At 72.8% G+C, this 9,759-nt stretch carries 9 protein-coding genes and 2 pseudogenes; 8 read left to right on the top strand and 3 right to left on the bottom strand.

Translation table 11 applies throughout. From position 1 onward, the window contains the following. Positions 1 to 124 precede the first annotated feature (124 nt). On the top strand, positions 125 to 850 hold the full coding sequence (bioD, locus tag ACFTZC_RS28940) for a dethiobiotin synthase (RefSeq protein WP_382894623.1): 726 nt from the start codon (positions 125 to 127) through the stop codon (positions 848 to 850). A gap of 127 nt (positions 851 to 977) precedes the next feature. Continuing rightward, entirely contained in the window at positions 978 to 1,853 is an 876-nt protein-coding gene (locus tag ACFTZC_RS28935; RefSeq protein WP_382894621.1) for a TIGR03621 family F420-dependent LLM class oxidoreductase, read from the top strand. Positions 1,854 to 1,875: 22 nt separating this feature from the next. On the opposite strand, the gene ACFTZC_RS28930 is transcribed toward ACFTZC_RS28935, so the two are convergent. Together ACFTZC_RS28930 and ACFTZC_RS28925 are read right to left on the bottom strand one after the other, a co-directional pair. Next, a complete protein-coding gene (locus tag ACFTZC_RS28930) occupies positions 1,876 to 2,550 on the bottom strand; it encodes an SRPBCC family protein (protein ID WP_382894619.1) in 675 nt (224 codons plus the stop codon). A 93-nt stretch (positions 2,551 to 2,643) separates the two neighbouring features. Beyond that, positions 2,644 to 3,675, bottom strand: a complete 1,032-nt coding sequence (locus ACFTZC_RS28925) for a medium chain dehydrogenase/reductase family protein (protein WP_382894617.1) — start codon at positions 3,673 to 3,675, stop codon at positions 2,644 to 2,646. A 208-nt stretch (positions 3,676 to 3,883) separates the two neighbouring features. On the opposite strand from ACFTZC_RS28925, the gene ACFTZC_RS28920 reads away from it, so the two are divergent. The 5 genes from ACFTZC_RS28920 (at position 3,884) to purB (ending at position 9,188) form a co-directional block, all read left to right on the top strand. Beyond that, on the top strand, positions 3,884 to 4,339 hold the full coding sequence (locus ACFTZC_RS28920; RefSeq protein WP_382894616.1) for a GNAT family N-acetyltransferase: 456 nt from the start codon (positions 3,884 to 3,886) through the stop codon (positions 4,337 to 4,339). Between the two features lie 100 nt (positions 4,340 to 4,439). Then, entirely contained in the window at positions 4,440 to 5,816 is a 1,377-nt protein-coding gene (locus ACFTZC_RS28915; protein ID WP_382894614.1) for a hemolysin family protein, read from the top strand. Further along, positions 5,816 to 6,829, top strand: coding sequence for a hemolysin family protein (locus ACFTZC_RS28910; RefSeq protein ID WP_382894715.1), 1,014 nt, complete (start codon positions 5,816 to 5,818; stop codon positions 6,827 to 6,829). The genes ACFTZC_RS28915 and ACFTZC_RS28910 overlap by 1 nt, the downstream gene beginning before the upstream one ends. Before the next feature lie 38 nt (positions 6,830 to 6,867). Beyond that, positions 6,868 to 7,695, top strand: coding sequence for an SGNH/GDSL hydrolase family protein (locus ACFTZC_RS28905; RefSeq protein WP_382894613.1), 828 nt, complete (start codon positions 6,868 to 6,870; stop codon positions 7,693 to 7,695). Between the two features lie 59 nt (positions 7,696 to 7,754). Next, positions 7,755 to 9,188 (top strand): adenylosuccinate lyase, encoded by a 1,434-nt coding sequence (gene purB / locus ACFTZC_RS28900; protein ID WP_382894611.1) that lies wholly within the window; start codon positions 7,755 to 7,757, stop codon positions 9,186 to 9,188. A 93-nt stretch (positions 9,189 to 9,281) separates the two neighbouring features. Here purB and ACFTZC_RS28895 read toward each other — a convergent pair. Next, positions 9,282 to 9,395, bottom strand: a pseudogene (locus ACFTZC_RS28895) (NAD(P)-dependent alcohol dehydrogenase); the annotation flags it as partial. Between ACFTZC_RS28895 and ACFTZC_RS28890 the strand changes: the two are divergent. Next, positions 9,395 to 9,610: pseudogene (locus tag ACFTZC_RS28890) on the top strand (TetR/AcrR family transcriptional regulator); the annotation flags it as partial. The pseudogenes ACFTZC_RS28895 and ACFTZC_RS28890 sit on opposite strands and share 1 nt — an antisense overlap. Positions 9,611 to 9,759: the final 149 nt, after the last annotated feature.

The raw sequence follows: 9,759 nt of genomic DNA, 5'->3' as shown, positions 1-9,759 counted from the left end.
CCGCCCTCGAGTCCCCACCCCCCCGCGTCGTGGGCGGGTCTTTTCGCACCGCCCCGTGATCCCCCCCGCGGTGGCCGCCGTCGCCCCCCCCGCGGCCCCCCCACGGCGGAAGGACTGACCTGGCATGCCCATCATGATCGTGACCGGGACCGGGACGGAGATCGGCAAGACCGTCGTGACGGCCGCCGTGGCCGCGGCGGCGCTGGCCAGGGGCCGTACCGTCGCGGTGCTCAAACCCGCACAGACCGGACTCGCTCCGGACGAGCCGGGGGACGCGGCGGAGGCCGTCCGGCTCGCCGGCCCGGTGACCGCGGCCGAACTGGGCCGGTTCCCCGAGCCGTTGGCGCCCGCGACGGCGGCGCTGCGGGCCGGTGCGCAGCCGGTGCGCCCCGAGGAGATCGCGGTCGCGGCCGAGAAGCTGGCCGCCGAGCACGATCTGGTGCTGGTCGAGGGCTCGGGCGGGCTGCTCGTACGGTTCGACGCGGCGGGCGCCACGCTCGCGGACGCCGCCCGGCTGCTGGGGGCCCCGGTCCTGGTGGTGGCGGAGGCCGGACTCGGCACGCTCAACGCGACCGCGCTCACGGCGGAGGCGCTGCGGGCCCGGTCGCTGACGCCGCTGGGGGTGGTGATCGGAAGCTGGCCTGCCGCGCCGGGGCTGGCGGCGCGCTGCAATCTGGCGGACCTGCCCGACGTGGCGGGCGCGCCGCTGCTGGGCGCCCTGCCGGCGGGCGCCGGGTCGCTGGACCCGGCGGAGTTCCGTACGCGGGCGGCGACCTGGCTGGCGCCGGAGCTGGACGGCGGGTGGGACGGGGCCGCGTTCGCGAGGGCGTTCGCACCGGAGCCCGGGTAGGCGCCGGAGCCGGTGGGGGCGTCCGTACCTGTGTCCAGGGCGCCCTCCGGGGTCGATCCGGTCACGGGTGGGTAGCGAATCCGGGCGCCCGGTTCCCGACCGTACGCGTCACGCGTGAGGAGCGTCCATGACACGGCCCTTCCGATTCGGTGTGAACATGACCTCGGCCACCGGCGGCGACGAGTGGCGCAAGCGGTGCAGACGCGCCGAGGAGCTGGGGTACGACGTGATCCTCGTGCCGGACCACCTCGGTATGGTCGCGCCGTTCCCCGCCCTGGCCGCCGCCGCGGAGGCGACCGAACGGCCGCGGCTCGGCACCTTCGTCCTCAACGCCGCGTTCTGGAACCCGACGCTGCTCGCCCGGGAGATCGCCACCGTGGACGCGCTGTCCGACGGGCGGCTGGAGCTGGGGCTCGGCACCGGTTACGTACGGGAGGAACATGAGCGGACCGGGCTGGAGTTCCTGCCGCCCGGCGAACGGGTCGACCTGCTCACCCGTACCGTCGACGAGCTGGACCGGCTGCTCGGCGACGCGTCCCATGTGCCGCGCCCCGCGCAGTCCCCGATGCCCCCGCTGCTGATCGGCGGTAACGGCGACCGGGTGCTGCGGCTGGCCGCGGAGCGGGCCGCGATCACCGCGTTCACGGGGGCCCGCCACACCCCGGAGGGGCTGCGCGCGATCACCGCCGGGGAACTGGCCGAACGGGTCGCCGCCTACCGGGGGTTCGAGGCGGGCCGGGCGGTGCCCGCGGAGCTGAATCTGCTGCTCCAGTTCGTCACCGTCACCCACGACCGCCGGGCGGCGGTGCGGGAGTTGCTGTCGAGGGTGGGACTCGACGAGGACGAGGCGCTGGAGCTGCCGCTGCTCGCGGTGGGCACCGTACGGCAGATCGCCGACCAGCTCAGGGCCCAGCGCGAGCGCTACGGATTCACCTATCTGACGGTCCTCGACCCGTACATGGAGGCGTTCGGCCCGGTGATCGAGGAGTTGCGCGGCGGGTGACCACGGCCGCCGGGAGGGACGGTCAGCGGTGGGCGCGGGCCTCAGCCGTGGTCTTGAGGTCGTGGAGCCAGGCTTCGAGGCCGTCTCCGAGAGCCTTCGTCGCGGTGGGGACATCCGCTTCGACCTGGGCGCCGGTCCAGGTCTCCTCGGTGTGTACGCGGACACCCCCCTTGACCGTGGTGAAGGTCCACAGGTGGACGCCCTCGTCGATGCCCAGCCCCTCGCCGATCGCGGGTCCCCGCCACAGGATGCAGCGGTCGCGCTGGAGTTGCTGGACGGTGGAGGTGATGTTCAGGGTGGTGGCGGGCGTCGTGGGGGTGGCGGGCGCCGGGGTGGTCCACCGGAACCGTGAACCCTTGCGCAGGGGGCCCGGGTCGAGGCGCCGCATGGTGAGGACGGGTGGCTGCCAGGACGGCCAGCGTGCCACGTCGGTCTGCAGCGTGAAGACGGTGCTCAGCGGCGCCTTGATCACGATGTCGGACCGGTAGCGGATGACGGCGGACGGGTCGACGCCCTCGCCCCGGCAGAGCGCGGCACCGCCGTGGTGGCCGACCGCGGCCGGGTCCGGGGCGGCATGGGCGGCCGGGACGGTCGTTCCGAGGACCCCGGCGACGGCGAGGCAGGCCGTGAGCGCGGCGACGCGCAGACCGGACCGGGACCGTCGGTACGGAACGGTGGACGGGTTGGTGCTGGACATGACGTCCCCCAATACTGCGGATAAGTGGACAGGTAGGTGAGTGATCGAGTGGTTGAGTGGCTGCGCTGGTGATCGAGCGAGTGGGCCGACGGGCTACGGGGTGAGGACGATCTTTCCGGCGACGGTGCCGGATTCGGCCAGCCGCAGGGCCTCGGAGGCGCGTGCGAGCGGCAGTTGGGCAGCGATCCCGGCGGTGACCTCACCGCGCCGGTGGGCCGCGAAGACCTGGGTGAGGTCGGCGCGCAGCCGGGCCCGGAACCGGTCCTTGGCGAAGGCGCGCCCGGCCCAGATGTTGAAGAAGTAGGCACGGCGGCCGTTGGGCAGCGTGTTCCAGACCCACACCCGGGCAAGGATCTTCAGCACGGGAAGCTGCTTGGACCCGGAGTCGTCGCGGGTGGAGGCGCTGCCGTACGAGACGAGCGTGCCGCCGGGGGCGAGCAGGCGCCAGGAGTCGATGACGCTGCGGCCCCCGACATGGTCGAAGACGGCGTCCACCCCGCCGGGGGCCAGCTCACGCACCCGCGCGGCGACGTCCTCGGTGCGGTAGTCGACGGGGGTGACCCCCTGCGCCCGCAGGCTGTCGTGGTGGCGGGCGGAGGCGGTGCCGATCACCTGCACGCCCGCGGCGAGGGCGAGTTGGACGAGGACCGAGCCGACGCCGCCGTTGGCCCCGTGCACCAGGACCGTCTGTCCCGCGCGGATCCGTGCCCTGCGGTGCAGCATCTGCCAGGCGGTGATGCCGTTGACCACCAGGGTCTCCGCCTCCGCCGCGCCGATCCCGTCGGGGACCGCGACGGTGTCCGCCGCCTCCACGACGACGTGGCTGGCCCAGCCGCCGACCTTGACCAGTGCGGCCACCCGGCTGCCGGTCAGTGCGGGGTCGACGCCCTCGCCGGTCGCCTGCACCGTGCCGACCAGGTCGTACCCGGGCACGAAGGGGAACGGCGGCTGGTCGTAGTAGCGGCCCCGGCGCATCTGCTGCTCGGCGAAGGAGACCCCGGTCGCCTCCATCCTGATCACGACCTGCCCCGGCCCCGCGACCGGGACCGCTCCCCGCCGGATCAGCAGCCCCTCCGGCTCCACCGTGCCCGGCAGGACGACCTCGACGAGTCCTTCGGCGTTCATGACGACCTCCACTGCGTTCCGACTTCGGCTATGCGCTTTCGCGTTCGTTAGAAGTTATAGCGCTTCATCGAGGAGAGCGTCAATACGATTCGCGACACCCTCTAACCAAAGCTTGAGGTCGTTCCAAACGGTGGTTCCACGCGGTGAGCGGATCTCACGGAACGGGACGGCCGACGGGGCCGGGCGGCGGTCTGATTGGGTTGCTTTCATGAGCGATCTCCACATCCGCCCCGCCACCCGCACGGACATCGACGCCGTGCTGCGGTTCTGGCGCGAGGCCGCCGAGGGCACGAGCATCAGCGACGACCACGACGGAGTGGCCCGGCTCGTCTCCCGGGACCCGGAAGCCCTGATCCTCGCGGAGCGCGACGGCGTCCTCACCGGGACGGTGATAGCCGGCTTCGACGGATGGCGGTGCTCGGCCTACCGGCTCGCCGTACACCCGGACCACCGCCGGCAGGGCATCGCGAGCGCCCTGATGGAAGCGGCGGAACAGCGGTTCGCCGCGCTGGGCGGGCGGCGGGCCGACGCCATGGTCCTGGAGGCCAACGAGCGCGCCCACCACACCTGGGCCTCGGCCGGATACCACCGTGAGGACCACTGGCGACGCTGGGTGAAGCCGCTGAGCGGCGCCGGAAGCGCCGAACAGCCGCACGGCGCCTGACGGACGCGCGTCTTCCGCCCCCGTACGCCGTCGCGGAAAATGGCCGGCGACGCCGCGCGGTCCCCGGCCCGTGCGGCGATCCTGGGACGGAGGTGACCGGATGACCGAAGTGCTTCTGCTCCTGGTGGCGGTTCTGCTGGCGCTGGCCTGCGGGGCGTTCGTCGCGGCGGAGTTCTCCCTCACCACCGTGGAACGCGGCGATCTCGAACGGGCCGCCGAGCGCGGGGAACGGGGCGCGGCCGGGGCGCTCAAGGCCGTACGGAGCCTGACGTTCCAGCTCTCCGGCGCGCAGCTCGGCATCACCGTGACCAATCTGGTCGTCGGGATGCTCTCCGAGCCGTCCATCGGGAAGCTGATCCGCGGGCCGGTCGAGGCGCTGGGCCTCGCCCCCGCCACCGCCTCCTCGGTGGCGCTGGTCATCGGCACGGCCTTGTCGACGATCGTGCTGATGGTCGTCGGCGAGCTGGTGCCGAAGAACTGGGCGATCTCCTCACCCCTGGCCGTCGCCAAGGTGGTGGGCACACCCCAGCGGTACTTCAGCGGCGCGTTCCGTCCGTTCATCGCGCATCTCAACAGCACGGCGAACCGGATCGTGCGCGGGTTCGGCCTGGAACCGACCGAGGAACTCGCCTCCGCGCGCGGCCCCCAGGAGCTGGTCGCGCTGGCGCGGCACTCCGCCGAGGCGGGCGCACTGGAGGAGGACACGGCGGAGCTGTTCGTACGGACGCTGAGCCTGGCGGCGCTGACCGCGGAGAACGTGATGACGCCCCGCGTGCAGGTGATGGCCCTGGACGTACGGGCCACCGCGGCGGACGTCGCCAACGCGACCCGCGCCACCGGCCTGTCCCGCTTCCCCGTCTACCGGGGCAGCCTGGACACCGTCGTCGGCATCGCGCACATCAAGGACGTCCTGGCGGTCCCGGCGGAGCGGCGGCCCCGGCTCGCGGTGGCCGAGTTGCTGCGCGAGCCGCTGCTGGTGCCGGGGAGCCTGACCGTGGACACCCTCCTCGACCGGCTGTCGGGCGGCGTCACGATGGCCGTCGTCATCGACGAGTACGGGGGAACGGCCGGGGTGGTGACGCTGGAGGACATCGTCGAGGAGGTCGTGGGCGAGGTACGGGACGAGCACGACCCGCACGAGCTCTCCGACCTGGCGCCGGTGGGCGAGGACGCCGAGGGCAGGGCGCTCTGGTCGGCCGACGGCGCCGCGCGCGCCGATCAGCTCAGGACGGCCGGGCTGCGGATGCCCGAGGGCCCGTACGAGACGCTCGCGGGACTGGTCGCCACGGAACTGGGCCGGATCCCCGCCGAGGGCGACCGGCTGACGCTGGAGGGGTGGGAGCTGGAGGTCGTGGACGCCACGGGCCGGCGCGCGGCCCGGCTGCTGCTGCGCGCGCCCCGCCCGTCGGACGGGGCGGCGGACGCAGGCATGCGGAAGACCGGCGGGAGCGGGAAGACGGGGGAGGGTGCCGGATGATCATCGCGCTTCAGCTCTTCGTCGCGCTGCTGACCCTGGCCGTCAACGCGTTCTTCGTCGCGGCCGAGTTCGCCCTGATCTCCGTGCGCCGCAGCCAGATCGAGCCGGCCGCGGAGGCCGGCGACCGGAGGGCGCGGAGCGTGATCCGGGGGCTGGAGCACGTGTCGGCGATGCTGGCCGCGGCGCAGCTCGGGATCACGCTCTGCACCCTGGTTCTGGGCATCGTCGCCGAGCCCGCCATCGCGCACCTTCTGGAGCCCCTCTTCAGCGCGGTGGGGGTTCCGCACGGGCTGGTGCATCCGCTCTCGTTCGTGATCGCGCTCACCGTCGCCACGTATGCGCACATGCTGCTGGGCGAGATGGTGCCCAAGAACGTCGCCCTGGCCGGGCCCGCGCGGGCCGCGCTGCTGCTGGGGCCGCCGCTGGTCGCGCTGGCGGGTGCGCTGCGCCCGGTGATCTTCACGGTGAACGCCTTCGCCAACGGCCTGCTGAAACTGCTCAGGGTGGAGACGAAGGACGAGGTGTCCGCCACGTTCTCGGACGACGAACTGGCCCGGCTGGTCACCGACGCGGGCCATGCCGGGCTGCTCGACGACCGGTCGGCGGAACGGCTGCACGACGCGCTGGAGCTGGGGCGCCGTCCGGTGCGCGATGTGGTGATGCCGCTGGAGCGCGTGGTCTCGGCGCGGCTCGGGGTGACGCCGGAGGGCCTGGAACGGCTGGGGGCGGAGACCGGCTTCTCGCGGTTCCCGGTGGTGGATCCGGCGCGCCGGATCCTCGGCTACCTCCATGTGAAGGACGCGCTGGACGCGGGGCCGCGTGAGGAGCCCTTCCCCGTCTCGGGGATGCGCGCGATCGCACGGGTACGGGCGACGACCCCGATGGACGACGTGCTGACCGCGATGCGCCGCGGCCGTACGCATCTGGCGGGGGTGCTGGACGAGGACGGGAAGCTCGAAGGACTGGTGACGATGGAGGACCTGCTGCGTGAGCTGGTGGGCCGGCACGCGTAGGGCACGCGAACCTACCGCGCGGTACGATCGGCTCCGCCATGGAGATGAATGCCAAGTACACCAGTTTTGTCGCGGTCGGTGACTCGTTCACGGAGGGCATGTCCGACCCGCTGCCGGACGGCTCGTACCGCGGCTGGGCGGATCTGCTCGCCGCCCGGCTCGCGGCCCGTACCCCCGGGTTCCGGTACGCCAATCTCGCCGTACGCGGCAAGCTCATCGGCCAGATCGTCGAGGAGCAGGTGGACCTCGCGGCGGCGATGGCTCCGGACGTGGTGACGCTGGTCGGCGGACTCAACGACACCCTGCGGCCCAAGGTCGACATGGGCCGGGTACGCGCACGGCTCACGGAGGCCGTGGAACGGCTCGCCCCGGCGTGCGGGCAGCTCGTACTGATGCGCAGCCCGGGGCGGAACGGGCCGGTGATGGAACGCTTCCGGCCGCGCATGGAGGAGCTGTTCACGACCGTGGACGAGCTGGCGGCCCGGCACGGCGCGCTCGTGGTGGACCTGTACGGGGCGCCGGTCCTCGGCGATCAGCGGATGTGGGACGTGGACCGGCTGCATCTGACGCCGGAGGGCCACCGCCGGGTCGCCGAGGCGGTCTGGCAGACGCTCGGGCTGGAGGCGGCCGACGACTGGCGCGCGGAGCTGCCGCCCGCCGAGGCCGCGCGGTGGCTGGCGCGGCGGACGAGCGACGCGCGGTTCGCCCGGCAGTACCTCGGGCCGTGGGTGATGCGCCGGGTGACGGGGCGCTCCTCCGGGGACGGCAGGGCGGCGAAGCGGCCGGAGCTGCTGCCGTACGAGGCGAACGAGCCGTACGAGACGCACGAGGCGCAGGAACACCCACCACACGAACACGCGTCGTAGGAACACACGAAAACGGGTGCGGCGCGGGGTCACGTGAACCGACAGTAGAATCAGCTCACGTGACTCCCAAGCCTCGTATCCCCAATGTCCTTGCCGGCCGCTACGCCTCCGCGGAGCTGGCCGTGCTGTGGTCCCCCGAGCAGAAGGTGAAGCTGGAGCGTCAGCTCTGGCTGGCCGTGCTGCGGGCGCAGCGGGACCTCGGGATCGAGGTGCCCGACGCCGCCCTCGCCGATTACGAACGCGTCCTCGACCAGGTCGACCTGGCGTCGATCGCCGAGCGCGAGAAGGTCACCCGGCACGATGTGAAGGCGCGGATCGAGGAGTTCAACGCCCTCGCCGGTCATGAGCAGGTGCACAAGGGCATGACCTCGCGCGACCTGACGGAGAACGTCGAGCAGCTCCAGATCCGGCTCTCCCTGGAGCTGACGCGCGACCGTACGGTGGCGGTGCTGGCCCGGCTCGGGAAGCTGGCGGGCGAGTACGGCGCGCTGGTCATGGCCGGCCGCTCGCACAATGTCGCCGCGCAGGCCACCACCCTCGGCAAGCGGTTCGCGACCGCGGCCGACGAGCTGCTGGTGGCGTACGGCCGGCTGGAGGACCTGCTGGGCCGCTACCCGCTGCGCGGGATCAAGGGCCCGGTCGGCACGGCGCAGGACATGCTCGACCTGCTGGGCGGCGACACCGCGAAGCTGGCCGAGCTGGAGCAGCGGATCGCGGGCCATCTCGGCTTCGGGCGGGCGTTCACGTCCGTGGGCCAGGTGTATCCGCGCTCGCTCGACTACGACGTGGTGACCGCGCTGGTGCAGCTCGCCGCCGCGCCGTCCTCCGTCGCGAAGACGATCCGGCTGATGGCCGGGCACGAGCTGGTCACGGAGGGCTTCAAGCCCGGCCAGGTCGGCTCCTCGGCGATGCCGCACAAGATGAACACGCGCTCCTGCGAGCGGGTCAACGGGCTGATGGTGATCCTGCGCGGCTACGCGTCGATGACCGGCGAGCTGGCGGGCGACCAGTGGAACGAGGGCGATGTCTCGTGCTCGGTGGTGCGCCGGGTGGCGCTGCCGGACGCGTTCTTCGCGTTCGACGGGCTGCTGGAGACCTTCCTGACCGTCCTGGACGAGTTCGGCGCGTTCCCCGCGGTGGTGGCGCGCGAGCTGGACCGCTACCTGCCGTTCCTGGCGACGACGAAGGTCCTGATGGGCGCGGTACGGGCCGGGGTCGGCCGGGAGGCGGCGCACGAGGTCATCAAAGAGCACGCGGTGGCGTCGGCGCTGGCCATGCGCGAGCAGGGCGCCGAGCGCAACGAACTGCTCGACCGGCTGGCGGCGGACGCCCGTATGCCGCTCGACCGGGCGGAGCTGGACGCGCTGATGGCCGACAAGCTCTCCTTCACCGGTGCGGCGGAGGAGCAGATCGCGACGGTGGTGGGCCGGATCGAGGAGATCCTGAAGCGCCACCCCGAGGCGGCGGGCTACACACCGGGCTCCATTCTGTGACGGCTGCGCGCTGAACCCGCCCGTGACCACGTCCCGCCCGACGTGGTCACGGGCGGTTCTCGTTTCTCGTCCGCCCGACCGGTTTCCCGCCGTTCAGTCCAGGTCGGACAGGTCGAGCACGAAGCGGTAGCGGACGTCGTTGCGCCGGAGCCGGTCGAGGGCCTCGTTCACGCGCGCCGACGGCAGCAGTTCGATGTCGGCGGTGAGAGGACAGCAAGCTGGGCGCGATCGCCCGGGCGCAGGCAGCCGGCCTGGTGCGCGAGGGCGGCCCGTTCGACCTGATGGCGATGGTGATCGCCATGTCGATGGCCTGGTCACCGGTGAGCAACGTCTACGCGGCGACCGACGAGGAGCCCGCGGACGTGCACGAGCGGCGTCGCGCCCTGCGTGAGAGCGTCCGGCGCGTGGTGACCGTCGCGTAACCGCTCACCGCGCATGTCGCGCGGCCACTCCGGGGGCGGAGCGGCAACACCGGGGCGGCAGCACCGAGGCAGAGGCCTTGCCAATTTTGTGGCAAGCGTTGACAAGTTTGCGCAACGGTGACGACCATGCACCATGTCGTTCACGCACC

Origin of the sequence: Streptomyces sp. NPDC056987 (genome assembly GCF_042673865.1) — a bacterium.
Taxonomy (GTDB): domain Bacteria; phylum Actinomycetota; class Actinomycetes; order Streptomycetales; family Streptomycetaceae; genus Streptomyces.
This window is presented reverse-complemented; position numbering and strand designations above follow the sequence as displayed.